Consider the following 17,458-nt stretch of genomic DNA (forward strand, 5'->3'; position numbering starts at 1 on the left):
GGTCTGTTCTCAAGGAAAGGAGAGGATATTTCTCATTGGCGAGAAGAACAATCCTTGAATGAATTGCTTGGCGGCGGCGCCTTCCGCTTCATCTTCGTCTGCCATTCAGCGGCCCGGCTACCAGCTGTCGGACAGCCTGTGGGCGCACTCGGGCGCCATCTTCCTCACCGGCACCCAGGCGCTGGTGCGCGTGCTTCTCATGCAGCGCGAGCGCGACGCGGCGCGCGGCTGGCGCACGCAGGGGTTCGTCAGCGGGTACCGGGGCTCGCCGCTGGGCATGGTCGACCAGGCCATCTGGAAGGCCGGCCCGCGATTCGAAGAGGCGGGCATCCGCTTCGTGCCTGCCATCAACGAGGAACTGGCCGCCACGCAGGTGCTGGGTACCCAGCGGGTCGAGTCCGATCCCGAGCGCACCGCCCAAGGTGTGTTTGCCATGTGGTACGGCAAGGGGCCGGGCGTGGACCGCGCCGGCGACGCGCTCAAGCATGGCAATGCCTACGGCTCGTCGCCGCACGGCGGGGTGCTGGTGGTGGCGGGCGATGACCACGGCTGCGTGTCTTCCTCCATGCCGCACCAGAGCGACCAGGCCTTCATGGCCTGGAGCATGCCCGTCTTGCAGCCCGCCTGTGTGGCCGAGTACCTGGAGTTCGGCCTGTACGGCTTCGAACTCTCCCGCTATTCGGGCGCATGGGTGGGCATGGCGGCGCTGTCGGAGGTGGTGGAGAGCGCCGGCACGGTGGACCTGGACCGCGTGCACGCGCGTGTGGATGCCTGGCGCGATGCCGACACGGTGCGTCGCATCACAGGCCACCGCGCGCCGGCCGACGGGCTGCACTATCGCTGGCCGGATCTGCCTTCCCTGCGCATCGAATCCCGCCTGGCCGACAAGCTCGAGGCGGTGGCCGCCTTTGCGCGCGTGAACAGCATCGACAAGCGGCTGATCGACAGCGAACGGGCCAAGGTCGGCATCGTCACCTGCGGCAAGGCGCACTTCGACCTGATGGAGGTGTTGCGGCGCCTGGAGGTCACGCCCGAATCGCTCGCCGCCATCGGGGTGCGCCTGTACAAGGTGGGCCTGAGCTTTCCACTGGAAAAGACGCGCATGCTGGACTTCGCCCAGGGCCTGCAGGAGATCCTGGTCATCGAGGAAAAGGGCGCCGTGGTCGAGACCCAGATGAGGAGCCTTTTCTACAACGCGCCTTCCGGGCTTCGCCCCGCGCTGGTGGGCAAGCTGGACCGCGAGGGCCGGCCCCTGGTGCCGGCACTGGGCGAGTTGCGGCCTTCGCGCCTGATCGAGCTGGTGGCGCACTGGCTGTCCGAGCACTTTCCGGGCAATGCGGAGCTGGGCGACCACTTCCAGCATGTGCGCGACTTCATGCCGCACGAGCTGTTGTCCAACGAAGCGGATGCGGTCAAGCGCCTGCCGTACTTCTGCGCCGGCTGCCCGCACAACACCAGCACGCGGGTGCCCGAAGGCTCCACGGCTCGCGCCGGCATCGGCTGCCACTTCATGGCCAACTGGATGGACCGCAGCACCGCGGGGCTGATTCAGATGGGCGGGGAGGGCGTGGACTGGATCTCGCACGCCATGTTCACGCGCACGCCGCATGTCTTCCAGAACCTGGGCGACGGCACCTACTACCACTCGGGCTACCTTGCGATCCGGCAGGCCGTGGCCGCGCGCGCCACCATCACCTACAAGATCCTGTTCAACGATGCGGTGGCCATGACCGGCGGCCAGCCGGTGGACGGCATCATCAGCGTCGATGCGATCGCCCGGCAGGTGGAGTCCGAAGGCGTGAAGCAGGTGGTGGTGCTCAGCGACGCCATCGAGAAGTACGAGCCGATCCGGCATCGGTTTCCGCAGGGCACGGAGTTCCACGACCGCAGCGAGCTCGACGCCGTGCAGCGGCGCCTGCGCGAGATCGCCGGCGTCACGGTGCTGATCTACGAGCAGACCTGCGCGGCCGAGAAGCGCCGGCGCCGCAAGAAGGGCGCACTGCCCGATCCGCCGCGGCGCCTGTTCATCAACCAAGCGGTCTGCGAAGGGTGCGGCGACTGCAGCGTGCAGAGCAACTGCGTGGCGGTGCTGCCGCACGAGACCCGCCTGGGACGCAAACGACAGATCGACCAGACGAACTGCAACAAGGACTATTCCTGCGCCAAGGGCTTCTGCCCGAGCTTCGTGGGCGTCACGGGTGGCGCCCTGCGCAAGAAGATCGGGGTGCTCGCGGCCGGACGCGACGCCTTCGCGCGGCATGTCGATGCCTTGGCGCACCCGGCGGCGCATGCCTGGACGGCGCCCTACGACCTGCTTGTGACCGGCGTCGGCGGCACCGGCGTCGTCACCGTGGGCGCGGTGATCGCGATGGCCGCCCACCTGGAAGGCAAGTCGGCCAGCGTGCTCGATTTCATGGGCTTCGCCCAGAAGGGCGGGGCGGTGCTGAGCTTCGTGCGCCTGGCCGATACGCCGCAACGCCTGAACCAGGTGCGCACCGATACGCAACAGGCCGACGCCATCCTGGCGTGCGACGTCGTCGTGGGTGCGACGCCCGAGGCCCTGCAGGCCGTGCGGCGCGGGCGCACCCGCATCCTGGCCAACACGCATCCGATCCCGGTGGCCGAATCGCTGCACAACCCGGATGCGGACCTGCGCATCGAGCAGTTGCTGGAGAAGATGCGCTTCGCGGCGGGGCCCGAGCAGGTACAGACCTTCGATGCGCAGTCCCTGGCGCAGGAGTTTCTCGGCGACACCCTGGCCGCCAACATTCTTGCGGTGGGGTACGCATGGCAGTGCGGCTTGATTCCGTTGAGCCTGGAGGCACTCACGCGTGCCATCGAACTCAATGCGGTGGCCGTGGAGACCAATCTGCTGGCCTTTTCCCTGGGGCGCCTTGCCGCCGCCGAACCAGCGGCCGTCGACGGATTGCGTGGCGGCCTCGAGGCGCAGGCGCAAGACGAGTCGCTCGACGCATTGATCGCGCATGCCCGTGCGCACCTCACCGCCTATCAGAACGCCGCCTGGGCGCAGCGCTTCGAGTCGCGCATCCGGGCGCTCGCGCAGCGCGAGCAGTTGCTTGCCGGCGGTGATCGCAGCCTGCCCGTGTCCCGCAATGCAGCGCGCAGCCTGCTCCGGCTCATGAGCTACAAGGACGAATACGAGGTGGCGCGCCTGTACAGCGCCAAGGACTTTCGGGCGCAGTTGGCCGAGCAGTTCGAGGGCGAGTTCAAGCTGGAGTTCTACATGGCGCCGCCGCTGCTGTCGCGGCCGAAGAACGGGCAGCCGCCGGCCAAGATCCGCCTGGGCGCCTGGATGCTGCCGGCCATGAAGTGGCTGGCGCACGGCAAGCGGCTGCGCAGCACGGCCCTGGATCCCTTCGGACACACGGCGGAGCGCCGCCTGGAGCGCTCGCTCATCGAGCAGTTCGAACGCCGGCTGGACGAACTGGCCTCTGAACTGTCGGCCGACAACCAGAGCCTGGCAGCGCAGATCGCCGCCGTGCCGTTGACGATCCGGGGGTACGGGCACGTCAAGCTGGCGAATCTCGTCCTGGCGCGCGGCCGCGAGGCCGAGTTGATGCACCGCTTCCTGCCTGACCGCTATCCGCGTCCGGCCGCCGGCACGCAGGCGGGGCAGATTCGTGGAATTGCCATCACCGCGGCGCATCAGGCGACCTGAGCCAAGAGGCTTGACGCGTCCGCTGTCACTTGGGCGTTAGGCGGAACCAGACAGGTAGGCCATCTTCGAATACAGTGATTGCGGCGCAATTTGCAATGTCGCTTGTTGCCGGCCGATCAAGACGGATGAGCCCCATACTTCGAACCTGGACGTTCTGGATTCATGCTTCGCTGCGCGAAGAGTGCCGGCTGCACCTGGAGGCGACCAAGCTGCCCGAAATGCGGTCGCAGCCCGGAAACCGGCGCGCGGCGGCTGTGTTCAGGGATCTGGAGGACGGTGCGACCGAGGTCGTGGTGATGTCGATCTGGGACTCGATGGCCAGCATCGAGGCGTTCGTGGGCAAGGACCTGCTCGCACCGACGATCGACCCGGGCGATCGCCCCAAGCTGTTCGATCACGAACCGCAGGTGCGGCACTATCCCATGCGCTCGATCGACGACGTGCCCGCGCAATTGCGCAAGCTGGGGCTTTGATCTGGGAGCGGCCGCAGCCGCCTGAATTGCCGGGTTACAGGGCGCCGCAAAGCGCCACGGCGTAGGCGGCGTCCCCGCGGGCGTCGAAGCCCTGCTTGGCGGGAAGCCGCAGGTCGACGGCGCCGCTGGGCGCGGCGCCGCGATCCATGGTGTTGGCAAAACGGCGCACGACGCCCTTGAGGGCTGCATCCACCGTTTGCTGGGCGGAGCGCCGGCGCACGATGACCCCACGGATGCGGTTGCGGTCGTGCTGCACCAGTGCCTGGTGGTCGCCTTCCACCACGCACAAGGTGCCATCCTCGGATTTCAGGACGTTCTGGAAGCGCTTCCAGACCGTTGCCACCGAAGGTTTGATGGAATCCAGTTCGCAGCCGCACTGAACGGCAAAGTCCGCGAGTTCGACATGCAGCGCGGAGGAAATGCACGACACCAGCTGTCCGCCGTCCGGTGCGGGGTCCGAGAAGCTGAAGGACACGTCACGCGAATCGGTGCTGTAGAGCTGCTCGTAGTGGGCACGGGCGTAGGCGTAGCGGCTGTCGGGGTCGACCCAGGCCGGCGACCAGGGCAGGACGAAGTATTGCGCCTCGGTCGGCCCCACGATCCAGGAAAGTGAGCGCGGCACCGGCGCTTCCTGCACCCAGCCTCGCAGCGCATCCATGGCGGCGGGACGTTCGCCCCCGAAGAACTGGAAGCTGGCCTTTCGGGAGACGCTGGCACGCCCCCAGACGCGTTTGACCTCGCAGGCAATCAGCGCGCCCGGCGCCAGATGCACGCGAATTTCAGCGCCACTGAGATACCTTGCGAGTCCCATGCGCGAATTGAACTGCGTTTGCAGGCGGCGCACAGCTCACAGAATTGATAGGTCCGCGATGGCGCGCGGCAAGGCAAGCTAGTTGAGCAGTCCGGAAAGCAGGGCCTGCACCACCGCGGCCGTCTTGTTGGCCGCTCCCAGCTTGTGCACCACGTTCTTGATGTGAAAGTTCACCGTCGGCACCGAAATTCCCAGGATCGCACCGATGTCGGCGGCGGTCTTGCCGTCTGCAGTCCACTTGAGGACCTCGATCTCGCGTGGCGTGAGGGGGACCTCGGGCTGCACGGCGTAGCGCGGCTTCATGAGGCGCGACAGCGCCAGGTGCGCGGCTTGCACCAGCCAGCGCATTTCGCTGTCCTTGGCCGCGAGTTCCTGGTCGCTGAGCAGTTCGGTCGAGCGCGACAGCGTCAGCATGCCGCCCACGCCGAAGCCGTCCAGGCTCGACTGGGCCCAGCCCACCCGCAGGCCGTGCTCGCGGGCTTCTTCCCACAGCGAACGTGCGGAGGCAAAGACCTCGTCCGTCCACACCAGCGGCCGCTGGCTTTGCTGCCCGTGCCGCACGCTGGGGTCCATCTGCAGGTAGCCGGCCGCCAGGTAGCGCGCCTGCCAGGCGGCGGGGTAGTCGTTGAGCGTGATCACCTTGGGGTTGGAAACCGGCACCGCCAGGCGCAGGCCATAGGCACAGTGCTCGAAGCCCAGCCGGCGCGCCTCCGCCTGGAGCGCCGCGAACACGGCTTGCTCGCTGGACGCGCGATCCAGTGCTGTCAGCAGGTTCTCAGCAGATGGCTGCATGACGGACCCGCGTCCAGGCGAATGAGGTCTGTCGCCCGAAATGTGGCATGGCAGGCTCGGTGGGGTGTCGACGTGTTGGTGATCGAAATGAAACCCTGAGTGTTCAATTTACATGAATCGGGTCCGTCTGACTCGGGCGCAGTGCGGGCTGTGCTAACCAATGTGAAGAATTGTGCAGGGAAGCCGTCGGCCCTCACCTTTTTTTGAGGAGGACGCCGGGCCGTGATCCGCGATGAAATATTTGGAGGGCGTTGCGCGCGCTAGCCCTCACATGCCAACCGTAGGAGGAAATTGCGTATGAGGATCGTGTCAGCCGACGGATACCTGCGGCTCCAGACGCAGGAACTGGGCAGCATTTCGCTGCAGCACCTCATTTCCAATGTCGACGACGAGGTCATCGACCCGGTCCAGCGTTGCGGGGCTGCCACAACCTTGTCGGGCTACACGGAGTGGGTCAGCCCGGCCGTGCCGGCGCTCAGCATCGGCTGGGACTGGGAGTGGCGAGGAACCCCCGGCCAGTCAGAGGTTGTGCGGCTGGGCCTTCCGCGAACCAACATCCTGGTGGTGTCGGAGTCCAGCGTGCCCATGACCTGGGAAGACAGCCTGCAGGTGCTGGCCCACTTCATCGACGCCATCGATTGGCAGCGTGCTGCGCTCGACGCCGCGTTCCGGGCCGGCACGGGGTCGACCTACAAGAACTGATAGTTCCGTATGCATGCGCGGAAGGCTGAAATCTCCCGATACAACTCGGGATTAACCAAATGGAAGTACTCGCCGGCCGCCCCCATGAACTGACCCCTCAACTGCTCGAGAGCGTCGAGCGGTACCGCTACAAGGTCTTCGTCGAAATGCTGGGCTGGCAACTGGACACGCCGCCCGGCCTGGAGCGCGACCAGTTCGACCATTCGGGCACGCTTTATCTGGCGGCGCGCGATGCGCAGCAGAACGTGATCGGCACCGCGCGCCTGCTGCCCACCACCCAGTCCTACCTTCTGGGAGACGTCTTCCCGCAGTTGATGGGAGGCGCGGAGCCACCCAAGGATCCGTTGGTGTGGGAGCTGTCGCGGTTCGCCGCCGTCGACTTCACTGCCACCGGCACGGGGGCGCTCGGGCAGTTCTCGTCGCCCGTTGCGGTTGGTCTCCTGGAGAAGGCGATCGAAGTCGCGGCAGCGCAGGGCGCGCAGCGGTTGATCACGGTGTCCCCGTTGGGCATCGAGCGGCTGCTGCGCCGCGAGGGCTTCAGGGCGCACCGCGCCGCGCCTCCGCAGATCATCGACGGGCATCCCATCTTTGCCTGCTGGATCGACGTGACGCCTCGCTGTCCGCCGGTGGCACGCCGCGAGATGGCGCACTGACATCGTTCTTCCAGCGCCGGATCTCGAGCGCAGAAATAGAAAAAGGGCCTCGCAGGCCCTTTTCTATTTCTGGCGCTTCACTTGAGCAGGCTCATTCGAGCTGCGTGAAGTCCGTGTCGCCGCTGTGCGGGCGCGCCAGCCATTCGGACACCCAATCTTCCACGCGCTTGTTGACGCGTGCCACCGCGGCGGCACGGTCCTGTCCGCACAGCGTGAGCACCAGGCGGCAGCGCATCTCGGAGCCTTCCCACACTTCGGCCACGCCGCCGAACTCGCCGGCCGCGTCGGGGCCGAGCTTCAGGTCTAGGCGCCAGCCCGTGGGTAGAACAGCGCACGCGTCGTCTTGTTGCGCCTGTTGCTTGTCGTAGTGATCTTGGTTTTCTTGCAATGGGATTCCGTGCTCTGGATGGGGAGGCAACCGCAAAGCTTACGCGAGTTGGGCGGTGGCAAGTCAACCTCCGCGGAATGGACAAGCTTGCATGGCCCGGCGGATGGCCGCAGGATGGTTCTTCACGGCAGCCGCCGCGAAAGGAGACTCGGGCCATGCCCATGGAACTGCTCAGACGCCTGGCCGACCAGGAACTGCCCGCGGCGCTCTATGCGCCCGCCGATATCGATCGGTTGCGAGTACTTCGCGCAGCCGGCTTGGTCACCGCTCTTATTCCGCCGGTCGAGACGCTGGAAGGCGGCGCGCAGGTGCACAAGGCCGCGCAGGTGCTGTGCATCACGCCGAAGGGGCGCCGCGCACTTGCCGATGAAACCGAAGTTGCCGGCTGACGTTTCCCGGCGGCCCCTGCAGCCCGGCAGCGAAGAGCCGCCGCCCGAGCCGGTGCCCGGCCAGGACGACCCCGATCCCCAACCGAAGGAGCCGACCGGCCCTTCCACCGAAGAAGACGCGCAACCCCAGTTGCGCGGGTCTTGTCAGCCGATTCCGACGCCCGCCGACACCCTCTTGGCGGACAGCCGTTGAACCCGGCGGCTGACGGTTCGAGCCGCTGCCAGCCGGTGCCGGAAATTGCTGGCCGGGCTTATACCTTGCATACGGGATCTTCCCGAGCAGGAGACAGCCATGAAAGGGCACGAGAACAACAACTGGGAACAACAAGAAGCGGATCGCATGGGTTGGCGCTATTGCTACGAATGCGTCTCTCCCAGCTCCGGTTCGAGGCTGCGGGTGACCGGCGAGGCCGAGGCGTACTTCTGGTACTTGCTGGGCTACCAGGTGCACCGGATGCTCGAGCGCGCACCGTGAGGGAGCCGATCATGTTCATCCGTCTCGCGGCGGTGCCGGCCGCACCTGATCGCCGGCTCATCATTGCCTGTATCCGGGCGTGCATCTGGGCGGATGTGGAGGGCCGGCCTTTCTGCCGACTGCCCTGGAACTGAATGCGTCCTGATGCTCAGCGGTGAAGACTGCGGTGGTGCTCGACCAGGGCGTCCAGCGCGTGCTCGGCGGCCGCTTCGCGTACCTCGTTTCTTTCGCCGCTGAACACGCGCGTTTCGGTAAAGGCCTGTTCGGTGAGCGGGCCGGTGCGGAACACCCAGGCAAAGCACTGGGTGCCGGGTTCCAGATCCGCTTCACCATCCGGCACCTCGGCAACGCCTGTGTTCGCGATCGCCACATTCGCGTCGCTGCGGGCGAGGGCGCCGCGTGCCATCTCGAGTGCCACCGCTTCGCTCGTGAGTCCGTGCGCATCGATGGTGGCCGGCTTCACGCCCAGGTGCTTGAACTTGGCCTTTGGGCTGTAGGCCACGAAGGCGCTTTCCAGCACGGCGCCCGCGCCGGGAACGTCCGCCAGGCGCGAGGCGATCAGGCCGGCAGTGCAGGATTCGGCGGTGACCAATACCAGGTGGTGTGACTCGAGGTAGTCGGCAACCTGCTGGCCGTCGAGGGCGGTTTGCATGGGGCGCTCCTTTGCGTGCAGCTCTGGAGCGCGACCTTATGCCCGGCGGCCGTGCCGGACCTGTCGGACGATATCAAACCCCGTCGTAGGCGGCCTGCAGCGCCGCGATGTCGATCTTGCTCATCTTCATCATGGCCTGCATGGCACGGCCGGCCCGTGCCCTGTCCTTGTCTCCCAGCATGCGGCTCAGAATGCCGGGGATGATCTGCCACGACAGGCCGAACTTGTCCTGGAGCCATCCGCAAGGCTGGTAGCTGCCGCCTTCGCCCAGGCGGGACCAGTAGTGGTCGACTTCCTCTTGCGATTCGCAATGCACATACAGCGAGATGGCCGGGGAGAACTGGAACTGCGGCCCGCCGTTGAGCGCCATGAACGACTGCCCCTCGAGCTCGAAGGACGCACCCATCATTTTGCCGTCGGGGCCCGGCATCAGGCTGGTGACGCGCGCGTTCCTGAAGATCGATGTGTAGAAGTCGATGGCGTCCTGCGCATTGCCGTCGAACCAGAGAAATGGGGTGATCATCTGCATGGCTGTTCCTTGCTGCCGGCCGGTTCAGTGGCAGCAGCCGTGCTGCGATGTCGCTTGCGGCTGCGGCTCGTATTCGTCGTGGCGGCGCACCCAGCTGCTCATCTTCGGGCCTTGCGCCGGCTCGCGGCGCCCCAGCGGCGTCATGTCGAGCAGGGCGTAGGCCGGCAGCAGGGCCTCGCCCCCGCGGCCGAAGGACGAGTAGCTGTGGAACACCTCGCCCTGGTCGTTGCGGATGAAGGCGCTCAGGCCCGAGGCCTCTTCGCCCCAGGGCGCCTGGCGCTTGAAGTTGTAGTCGACCTCGCCGGCCGCCACCTCCTCTGGGCGGAAGGACACCTTGAAGTCGTAGTTGAAATCGCTGCCGTGCGACGACACCCACGGAATGTTCCAGCCCATGCGTGAGCGGTAGCGGGCAATTTCTTCCAGCGGTGCGCGCGACACGGCGACCACCGACACGCCGTGGTGGCGCAGGTGCACGAGCACGCCGTCGATGTGGTCGATCAGGAAGGAGCAGCCGATGCAGCCCGCCTCGTCGCCCGGCGCCAGCATGAAGTGGTAGACGAGCAGTTGCTCGTTCTCGCCGAACAGGTCGATCAGCCGCTGCTGGCCTGCGGACGTGCCGAAGCGGTAGTCCTTGTCGATGCGCACCCAGGGCAGGGCCCGTCGTTCCTCGGCCAGGCGGTCGTGGGCGCGGGTGAGTTCCTTCTCGCGCGCCACCAGGCGGCGGCTGGCCTCGATCCATTCGTCGCGGGATGCGACACGGTGCGGTTGCTTGTCGATGCGCATGTTCATGGCGTGGGTCCTTTGGGTGAAGTGATCGAGAGGTTCAGGCCGCGTTGTCCGCGCTCGACCCGAGAAAGCGTCCCAGCTTGTCGATGGTGGGAAGCCAGCCGCCCTCGTGGTCGTCGCGTTCGGCCTGGTCGAAGAACTGCTCGTGCAGGAAGTCCATTCGGGTGCCAGTTGTGGTGGGCACGAGCAGTACCGTCACCAGCGACTCGCGCTCGGGCGAGTCGCGCCAGGTCCAGGTGAACACAAGCTTTCGGGCATGCACCACTTCCTTGTAGATGCCGCTCACCTCATGTTCGTTGCCATTGACCAGGCGAAACGCCACGCAGAAGCTGCCGCCCACGCGCACGTCGGTGCGCGCATGGATCACCGAGTTGTCTTCGCCCGGGCCGAACCAGACGCTCAGCGCTTTCGGGTCGGTCCAGGCGTGCCAGAGCTGCTCCGGCGCGATGTCGGCGTAGATCCGCTGGATGCGGAGGATGGGGCGCTCGCGGGCGGCGGCAGCGGCTTCTTCGGCCATGGTGTCAGCTCCTTCTGGTGGTAGAGGAATCGACCCAGCGCGTCGAAGCGCTCGGTCCAGAACTTCTCGTAGCGCGACAGCCACACGGCGGCCTCCTGCAAGGGCTGCGCGGAAAGTTCGCAGCGAACCACGCGGCCCTCTTTCGCGCGGGCAACCAGGCCGGCGTCTTCCAGCACGCGCAGGTGCTTCATGAACCCCGGCAGCGACATGCCGTGGGGCTGCGCAAGTTCGGACACGCTGCGCTCGCCTTCGCCAAGCGCCAGCAGGATGTCGCGCCGGGTGCGGTCGGCCAGCGCGGCAAAGATGCGGTCGAGGTCGACGGATTCGCCAGGATCGGAAAACTTAACCATTGAGTTCAGTATTGACGCGTTTCCAGGGCCTGTCAAGGCGAAGGGGAACTGCGTGCCAGGAGTGGCACGCTCTTGCTACAGTGCGGGAATGAGTCGAAGCAAGTCCCGTCCATCCGCCAGCAAATCCGCCCCTCAGGCGCCCAAGCCGACCGTCGCGCCGGCACCGCAGCCGTCCGCGGGCAGGCGCTTGTGGCTGGTGGGGGCGGTGGTCGTGGCCTGCGCCGCCGCGGGTTATGGCGGCGCCATGCTGCTGGCCGACAGCGGCGGCAAGAAGGCACCGCAGCTGCGCATTGGCGACGGCCGCATCGGACCCGAAGGCATGGCCTGGGTGCCCGGTGGCGAATTCCTGATGGGCAGCGACAGCAAGCAGGCCCAGGCCAATGAAAAGCCCGCCCATCCGGCGCGCGTCGGCGGCTTCTGGATGGACCGCCAGCACGTCACCAATGCGCAGTTCCGCAGGTTCGTCGAAGCCACCGGCTATCGGACCACGGCGGAGCTGCCCGCGGATTGGGAAACGCTCAAGGTCCAGCTGCCGCCCGGAACGCCGCGTCCGCCGGACAGCGCGCTGGTCCCGGGCGCCATGGTCTTCGTCGGCACGCCCGCCGTGGTGGACTACAGCGACGTGACACGCTGGTGGCGCTATGTGCCCGGCGCCGATTGGCGCCACCCGCAAGGCCCGGGCACCAACATCGACGGCAAGGACGACCATCCCGTGGTGCAGGTCAGCTATGCCGATGCGCTGGCCTATGCGAAGTGGGCGGGCAAGCGCCTGCCCACCGAGGCCGAATGGGAATTCGCCGCGCGCGGCGGCCTGGAGCAGGCCACCTACGCCTGGGGCGAGGAATTCACGCCCGACAAGCAGCAGATGGCCAATGTCTGGCAGGGGCAGCAGGACCGTCGCTTTCCGGTGGTGAGCGCCAAGGCCGGCGGCGCCGCCGGCACCAGCCCTGCGGGCACCTTCCCGGCCAACGGCTACGGGCTGTACGACATGACGGGCAATGCCTGGCAGTGGGTGTCCGACTGGTATCGCGCGGACCAGTTCGTGCGCGAGGCCGCCAGCGGCAAGCTGGCCGACAACCCGCGCGGCCCGCAGGACAGCTTCGACCCCAGCGAGCCGGGCGTGCCCGTCAACGCGCCCAAGCGCGTCACCCGCGGCGGCTCTTTCCTGTGCAACGAAGACTTCTGCATGAGCTATCGCCCGAGCGCACGGCGCGGCACCGACCCGTACACCAGCATGTCGCACATCGGCTTCCGCCTGGTCATGGACGACGCGGCCTGGAAGGAACGGCAGAAGCAGGCGGCGGCGTCGGCCGCGCAGCCGGCAACGGGCGGCTGACGTGCGCGGCAGCTCCGCATTTGCCGGCCTGGGAAATTCCTCCTTCGCCAGCCTGACGCCCGCGCCCGCCACGGCGGACGAGGCCGAGCCATGGGTGCGCGGAGAACTCATCCGCAGCCTCATGCGCGCGGCGCGCGGCTCCTACCTGCTCGCCGCGGCGCTCATGCCGGCCATGATCGGCCTCAGCTGGGGCTATGTGCCCGTCTGGCAGCTGTTCGTGTGGCTGGTACTGGGCCTGATCGCCACCGCCTTCCGCGTGTGGGGCGAGCGCGTGTACGCCTCGCAGTACGCCGCACGCGACTCGTCCGCCCAGCAGCAGTTCATGGAGCGCTACCACCCGCTGTGGAGCGGCAGCGCCTTTGTCTGGGGCCTGTCGGTGCTGATCTTCTTCGAGCGCACGCCGCTCATGAACCAGTTCATGAGCTGGCTCATCGTGGCGGGCGTGGCCACCTTCCCGCTCAATGGGCTGTCGCTGCATCCGCCGCTGTTGCGCCGCTATGTCAACACGCTGTTCCTGACCATGATGGCGTGCGTGGCGCTGCGGGTCACGCAGATGGATCTGAGCAATCCGCACTTCAACTACGGCTTCCTCGCATTGCCGCTGCTGCACTGGTGGATGCTGCTGCGCGCCAGCCGGCGCATCCACGAGACGGCGCGCAACAGCTTCGAGTTGCTCTATCACAACCACATCCTGATCAACTCGCTCACGCAGCAGCGCCAGGCAGCGGTGGCGGCGGTGGCCATGAAGAACCGCTTCCTGGCCAGTGCCGCGCACGACATGCGCCAGCCGGTCCTGGCGCTGTCGCTGTACGCGGACTGGCTGCGCAACGAGCCCGAGCTGGTGCAGGACATCGCGCCCAAGATCGTGCGCGCCACCCATGCGGTGAACGCGCTCTTCGACTCGCTGTTCGACCTGGCGCGCATCGACTCGGGCCAGGTGCGGCTGCACATCGAGCGGGTGGACGTGAAGCAGCTGCTGCACGACCTGGAGCTGCAGTACCGCCCGGTGGCCGAGGCCAAGGGCCTGAGCTTCCGGGTGCATGCAAGAAGCGGCACCGTCCTCACCGACCCCATCCGTGTGCGCCGCATGATCGGCAACCTGATCGCCAACGCCATCAAGTACACGCCCGAAGGCGGCGTGCTCATCGCCTCGCGCCAGACCAGCGAAGGGCTGCGGGTGGAGGTGTGGGACACCGGCATCGGCATCGCCCGCGAGCACCTGCGCGACGTGTTCCTGGAGTTCTACAAGGTGGCCGACCATGCCGGCACGTCGGACGGCTTCGGGCTGGGCCTGGCCATCGTGGCGCGCCTGTCGCATGCGCTGGGCCATCCGGTCAGCGTCCGTTCCCGCCTGGGGCGCGGCAGCGTGTTCCGGGTGGCGCTGAACGATGCCGACGAGATGCAGGCGCAGGCGCGCATCACGGGCGCGGTGGGCTAGGCTGGTTCGCTCATCCAAATGAAAACGCGCGCCGATGGCGCGCGTTTTTTTCTTGGCGGCGAGCTTGCGCCGCGCGCTCGATCAGGTGTTGCTGCTCATCAGCAGACCGTGGTTGCGGGCGTGGTGCAGGGCTTGCGTGCGGCTCTTCACGCCCAGGCGGCGGAACAGGCGCCACAGGTGCACCTTCACCGTGTGCTCGCTGATTTCGAGCTGGGTCGCGATCTCGCGATTGCTCATGCCCTTGTCGAGCATGGCGATCAACTGCGTCTGGCGCTTGGACAGCTTGCCGCTGCTGGCGGGGGTGGCTTCCTCGCGCTCATCGTCGGCCTGCAGCAGGCCGCGCAGGGCGGCGGTGAGTTCTGCGGAGCCGGCCGACTTCTCGATGTAGATGTCGGCGCCGGCCTCGATGCAGGCTTCTTCCATGTCGCCTGCCGGCGAAGCCGAATACACCGCGATTGGAATGCCCGGATAGCTGTTCTTGACGGCCAGCACGCCAGAGACGCCGGTGGTGTCGGGCAGCTTGAGGTCCAGGCAGAAGAGGTCGGGCGTGCCGTGCTGGCGCACTGCGGCAGCCAGGCGGTCCAGGCGTTCGAGTTCGACGATGTTCTCGGCCGGACGCAGACGGCGCAGCACCATCACGATGGCGTCACGCATCAAGGGGTGGTCGTCGATGACGTAAATGCTCATGCTTCTTTTCTACTCTCATGCACCGCTGCTGGCTGAACCCTGCTCTTGTGATTGTTCTCGGGCGCGGTGCGCTTGTCCTATCCCTTTACTGATCGCCTGTTGGGTTGGCGAGCGCTTCCAGCACTTTTACTGCAGATAGCGCAGTTTGATTGTCGACGGGTTCCAGTAAATCTGCGTAGGAATTCACGAAATCGCGGGGTGTTTGTTGCATCCCGCCAATAACAAGGCCCGCTTCTTGCGGTGTCTTGAAGCCGCGGCTTTGCAAAAGCGTACTTCCTTGTTCATCCAGCAACTTGAAGTAGAACATTCCGTCTCGTTCCCGATACTGCTTGAAGCCCGCCTTGCTGGATTTGGCCGCCTTGGCCGCCTTGGGGGCGGCAGCTTTTGCGCCCGAGGCCAGGCTGCGCAGGCCCACGGCGTGTCGCAAACGTGACATGAGCGGCCGCGAAATCGCCCGGGCCTTCTCGGCGCCGGCCAGCAGGATGGTCTCGATCTGGGACGGGTCGGCCATCAGCGCTTCGTAGCGCTCACGCTTGGGCGCGATTTCACGGTCGATCCGCTCGAACAGCATCTGCTTGGCGTCGCCCCAGGCGATGCCGTCCGCGTAGGCGCGGCGCAGCGCCTCGGTCTCTTCCTCGCTGGCAAAGGCCTGGTAGATCTGGAAGAGGGCGGAGCCTTCCGTGTCCTTGGGCTCGCCCGGGGCGCGCGAGTCGGTCACGATGCCGGCGATCAGCTTTTGCAACTGCGCGCGCGGGGTGAAGAGCGCAATGGTGTTGTCGTAGCTCTTGCTCATCTTGCGGCCGTCCAGGCCCGGCAGGAGCGCCACCGCGTCGTCGATCTCGGCCTCGGGCAGCACGAAGTGCTCGCCGTACAAATGGTTGAAGCGCTGCGCGACGTCGCGCGCCATCTCCAGGTGCTGGGCCTGGTCGCGGCCCACCGGCACCTTGTGGGCGTTGAACATCACGATGTCGGCCGCCATCAGCACGGGATACATGAACAGGCCCGCGCTCACGTCGGCGTCGGGGTCCTCGCCGCGCGCCTCGTTCTTGTCGACCGCGGCCTTGTAGGCGTGGGCGCGGTTGAGCATGCCCTTGGCGCTCACGCAGGTGAGCAGCCAGGTGAGTTCCGGAATTTCGGGAATGTCGGACTGGCGGTAGAAGGTCACGCGCTGCGGATCGAGCCCGCAGGCCAGCCAGGTGGCGGCGATTTCGAGCGTGGAGCGCTGGATGCGCGCCGGCTCGTCGCACTTGATGAGCGCGTGGTAGTCGGCCAGGAAGTAGTAGCTCTGCACGTCGCTGCGCAGGCTGGCCTGCACCGAGGGGCGCACCGAGCCCACGTAGTTGCCCAGGTGCGGCGTGCCGGTGGTGGTGATGCCGGTGAGGTAGCGGGTGACTTTGGAGGAAGACGACGAAGTCATGGCGAAAAAAGCTTCAGCGCAGCAGCGCCGCGAAAGGGGTCAGCAGGAAGTTGATGGCCTGGTAGCCGAAGTCCATGAGCGGGCGCAGCCACCAGTTGCCCACCACGCCGGCAATCACCAGGCCCATGACGATGAAGAAGCCATAGGGCTCGATGCGCGCCAGCAGCTCTTGCGCGCCGCCGCGCGGCAGCAGGCCGGCCAGCACGCGTCCGCCGTCGAGCGGCGGCAGTGGAAAAAGGTTGAAGGCCCACATCACCAGGTTGACCAGCACGCCGGCCTGGCACATTCGCACGAAAAATGGCTCCTGGATGCCCACGGCCAGCAGCCCCACCAGCAGCAGCGCCCAGAGAATGGCCTGAACGAAGTTGGAGGCCGGACCCGCCAGTGCCACCCACACCATGTCGCGCTTGGGGTGTCTGAGATGCCCGAAGTTCACCGGCACCGGCTTGGCATAGCCGAACAGGAAGGCGCCCGAGGTCGCGAAATACAGCAGCAGCGGCATCGCAATGGTGCCGATCGGGTCGATGTGCTTGATCGGGTTGAGCGTGACCCGGCCCATCATCCACGCGGTGTTGTCGCCCAGGTAGCGGGCCGCATAGCCGTGGGCCGCCTCGTGCACGGTGATGGCGAAGATCACGGGCAGGGCGTAGATGAGGACGGTTTGAACGAGTTGATTGATATCCACCCTCGAATTGTCTCAGAGCCCCGCAGGCGCTCCTCCGACGGGGCTAGAGGCCCAGCGGGGCGAGGGCGCCGCGGCCCTGGCGGATGACCACCGGGTCGCCGCCTTCGCCCATGGGGGTCAGGTCGACCACGGTGGTGGGCTCGGAGGGGCAGGCGCCCGCGTCGATCACGCCGCCGATCTGCTTTTCGAAACGCTCGCGGATTTCCTGGGCGTCGTTCAGGGCCTCGGTCTCGCCGGGCGGGATGAGGGTGGTGGCCAGCAGCGCCTCGCCATGGAGCATGAGCAGTTCGCTCAGCACCGTGTGCTCCGGCACGCGCAGGCCGATCGTCTTGCGCTGCGGATGGCTCACCCGGCGCGGCACTTCCTTGGTGGCTTCGAGCAGGAAGGTGTAGGGCCCGGGCGTGGCGGACTTGAGCAGTCGGTACTGCTTGTTGTCCACCCGCGCATAGTTGGCCAGCTCGCTCAGGTCGCGGCACAGCAGCGTGAGGTGGTGCTTCTCGTCGACCTGGCGGATGCGCCGCAGGCGCTCCACCGCGTCCTTGTCGTCGAGGTGGCAGGCCAGCGCGTAGCTGGAGTCGGTGGGCACGGCAACGATCTCGCCGCGCGCCAGCAGGGCCGCCGCCTGCTTGAGGAGGCGCTGCTGCGGGTTGTCGGGGTGGACTTCGAAAAACTGGGCCATGGTTGCTGCAGTCTACGGAA

Annotated in this window: 21 protein-coding genes; 9 read left to right on the plus strand and 12 right to left on the minus strand. The window is 66.8% G+C overall.

The features are described from left to right. The first annotated feature begins 58 nt into the window (after positions 1-58). Both VSO01S_RS06355 and VSO01S_RS06360 read left to right on the plus strand, forming a co-directional pair. The gene (locus tag VSO01S_RS06355) at positions 59-3,679 is read left to right on the plus strand and encodes an indolepyruvate ferredoxin oxidoreductase family protein (RefSeq protein ID WP_068640960.1); all 3,621 of its coding nucleotides are present in this window, start codon (positions 59-61) and stop codon (positions 3,677-3,679) included. Between the two features lie 125 nt (positions 3,680-3,804). Beyond that, positions 3,805-4,152: an antibiotic biosynthesis monooxygenase gene (locus tag VSO01S_RS06360; protein ID WP_068640961.1), complete on the plus strand. Its 348-nt coding sequence runs from the start codon at positions 3,805-3,807 to the stop codon at positions 4,150-4,152. Between the two features lie 34 nt (positions 4,153-4,186). On the opposite strand, the gene VSO01S_RS06365 is transcribed toward VSO01S_RS06360, so the two are convergent. Next, on the minus strand, positions 4,187-4,924 hold the full coding sequence (locus VSO01S_RS06365) for a hypothetical protein (protein WP_068640962.1): 738 nt from the start codon (positions 4,922-4,924) through the stop codon (positions 4,187-4,189). Between the two features lie 117 nt (positions 4,925-5,041). After that, positions 5,042-5,755, minus strand: a complete 714-nt coding sequence (locus tag VSO01S_RS06370) for an autoinducer binding domain-containing protein (RefSeq protein ID WP_068640963.1) — start codon at positions 5,753-5,755, stop codon at positions 5,042-5,044. 297 nt (positions 5,756-6,052) lie between these two features. Here VSO01S_RS06370 and VSO01S_RS06375 point away from each other — a divergent pair, with 297 nt between their 5' ends. Beyond that, on the plus strand, positions 6,053-6,457 hold the full coding sequence (locus VSO01S_RS06375) for a DUF4902 domain-containing protein (RefSeq protein ID WP_068640964.1): 405 nt from the start codon (positions 6,053-6,055) through the stop codon (positions 6,455-6,457). A 59-nt stretch (positions 6,458-6,516) separates the two neighbouring features. After that, positions 6,517-7,110 (plus strand): acyl-homoserine-lactone synthase, encoded by a 594-nt coding sequence (locus VSO01S_RS06380; protein WP_068640965.1) that lies wholly within the window; start codon positions 6,517-6,519, stop codon positions 7,108-7,110. A 91-nt stretch (positions 7,111-7,201) separates the two neighbouring features. Here VSO01S_RS06380 and VSO01S_RS06385 read toward each other — a convergent pair whose 3' ends face one another. After that, positions 7,202-7,498: a hypothetical protein gene (locus VSO01S_RS06385; RefSeq protein ID WP_068640966.1), complete on the minus strand. Its 297-nt coding sequence runs from the start codon at positions 7,496-7,498 to the stop codon at positions 7,202-7,204. A gap of 155 nt (positions 7,499-7,653) precedes the next feature. On the opposite strand from VSO01S_RS06385, the gene VSO01S_RS06390 reads away from it, so the two are divergent. The 3 genes from VSO01S_RS06390 (at position 7,654) to VSO01S_RS28145 (ending at position 8,496) form a co-directional block, all read left to right on the plus strand. Beyond that, the gene (locus VSO01S_RS06390) at positions 7,654-7,887 is read left to right on the plus strand and encodes a hypothetical protein (RefSeq protein ID WP_068640967.1); all 234 of its coding nucleotides are present in this window, start codon (positions 7,654-7,656) and stop codon (positions 7,885-7,887) included. A 292-nt stretch (positions 7,888-8,179) separates the two neighbouring features. Next, complete coding sequence (locus VSO01S_RS06395) at positions 8,180-8,362, plus strand: hypothetical protein (protein WP_068640968.1); 183 nt, start codon at positions 8,180-8,182, stop codon at positions 8,360-8,362. A gap of 11 nt (positions 8,363-8,373) precedes the next feature. Then, complete coding sequence (locus tag VSO01S_RS28145) at positions 8,374-8,496, plus strand: hypothetical protein (protein ID WP_281179807.1); 123 nt, start codon at positions 8,374-8,376, stop codon at positions 8,494-8,496. Between the two features lie 14 nt (positions 8,497-8,510). Here the strand turns inward: VSO01S_RS28145 and VSO01S_RS06400 are convergent, their stop codons facing one another. The 5 genes from VSO01S_RS06400 to VSO01S_RS26630 all read right to left on the minus strand — a co-directional run bounded on the left by VSO01S_RS06400 (position 8,511) and on the right by VSO01S_RS26630 (position 11,196). After that, positions 8,511-9,014 carry a CinA family protein gene (locus VSO01S_RS06400; RefSeq protein ID WP_068640969.1) on the minus strand — a complete coding sequence of 168 codons (504 nt, stop codon included), beginning with the start codon at positions 9,012-9,014 and terminating at the stop codon, positions 8,511-8,513. A 73-nt stretch (positions 9,015-9,087) separates the two neighbouring features. Then, positions 9,088-9,543: a VOC family protein gene (locus VSO01S_RS06405; protein ID WP_068640970.1), complete on the minus strand. Its 456-nt coding sequence runs from the start codon at positions 9,541-9,543 to the stop codon at positions 9,088-9,090. Positions 9,544-9,567: 24 nt separating this feature from the next. Further along, the gene (locus tag VSO01S_RS06410; RefSeq protein ID WP_218002320.1) at positions 9,568-10,332 is read right to left on the minus strand and encodes a DUF899 domain-containing protein; all 765 of its coding nucleotides are present in this window, start codon (positions 10,330-10,332) and stop codon (positions 9,568-9,570) included. Positions 10,333-10,366: 34 nt separating this feature from the next. Further along, entirely contained in the window at positions 10,367-10,846 is a 480-nt protein-coding gene (locus VSO01S_RS06415) for an SRPBCC family protein (protein WP_068640971.1), read from the minus strand. Beyond that, entirely contained in the window at positions 10,729-11,196 is a 468-nt protein-coding gene (locus VSO01S_RS26630) for an ArsR/SmtB family transcription factor (protein WP_084241712.1), read from the minus strand. Before VSO01S_RS26630 ends, VSO01S_RS06415 begins: the two co-directional genes overlap by 118 nt. 88 nt (positions 11,197-11,284) lie before the next feature. Here VSO01S_RS26630 and VSO01S_RS06420 point away from each other — a divergent pair, with 88 nt between their 5' ends. Both VSO01S_RS06420 and shkS read left to right on the plus strand, forming a co-directional pair. Next, entirely contained in the window at positions 11,285-12,532 is a 1,248-nt protein-coding gene (locus VSO01S_RS06420) for a formylglycine-generating enzyme family protein (RefSeq protein WP_084241713.1), read from the plus strand. 1 nt (position 12,533) lies between these two features. Next, on the plus strand, positions 12,534-13,970 hold the full coding sequence (shkS, locus tag VSO01S_RS06425; RefSeq protein WP_245684125.1) for a surface-behavior sensor histidine kinase ShkS: 1,437 nt from the start codon (positions 12,534-12,536) through the stop codon (positions 13,968-13,970). A gap of 81 nt (positions 13,971-14,051) precedes the next feature. On the opposite strand, the gene VSO01S_RS06430 is transcribed toward shkS, so the two are convergent. The 4 genes from VSO01S_RS06430 to VSO01S_RS06445 form a co-directional block, all read right to left on the minus strand. Next, positions 14,052-14,657, minus strand: coding sequence for a response regulator transcription factor (locus VSO01S_RS06430; protein WP_068640973.1), 606 nt, complete (start codon positions 14,655-14,657; stop codon positions 14,052-14,054). A gap of 85 nt (positions 14,658-14,742) precedes the next feature. Continuing rightward, positions 14,743-16,074, minus strand: a complete 1,332-nt coding sequence (locus tag VSO01S_RS06435) for a tryptophan--tRNA ligase (RefSeq protein WP_068640974.1) — start codon at positions 16,072-16,074, stop codon at positions 14,743-14,745. A 13-nt stretch (positions 16,075-16,087) separates the two neighbouring features. Then, positions 16,088-16,759 carry a site-2 protease family protein gene (locus VSO01S_RS06440; protein WP_068640975.1) on the minus strand — a complete coding sequence of 224 codons (672 nt, stop codon included), beginning with the start codon at positions 16,757-16,759 and terminating at the stop codon, positions 16,088-16,090. 43 nt (positions 16,760-16,802) lie between these two features. Continuing rightward, a complete protein-coding gene (locus VSO01S_RS06445) occupies positions 16,803-17,438 on the minus strand; it encodes an L-threonylcarbamoyladenylate synthase (RefSeq protein WP_068640976.1) in 636 nt (211 codons plus the stop codon). Between the last annotated feature and the right edge of the window lie 20 nt (positions 17,439-17,458).

The organism is Variovorax soli NBRC 106424, from assembly GCF_001591385.1.
Classification (GTDB): domain Bacteria; phylum Pseudomonadota; class Gammaproteobacteria; order Burkholderiales; family Burkholderiaceae_C; genus Variovorax; species Variovorax soli.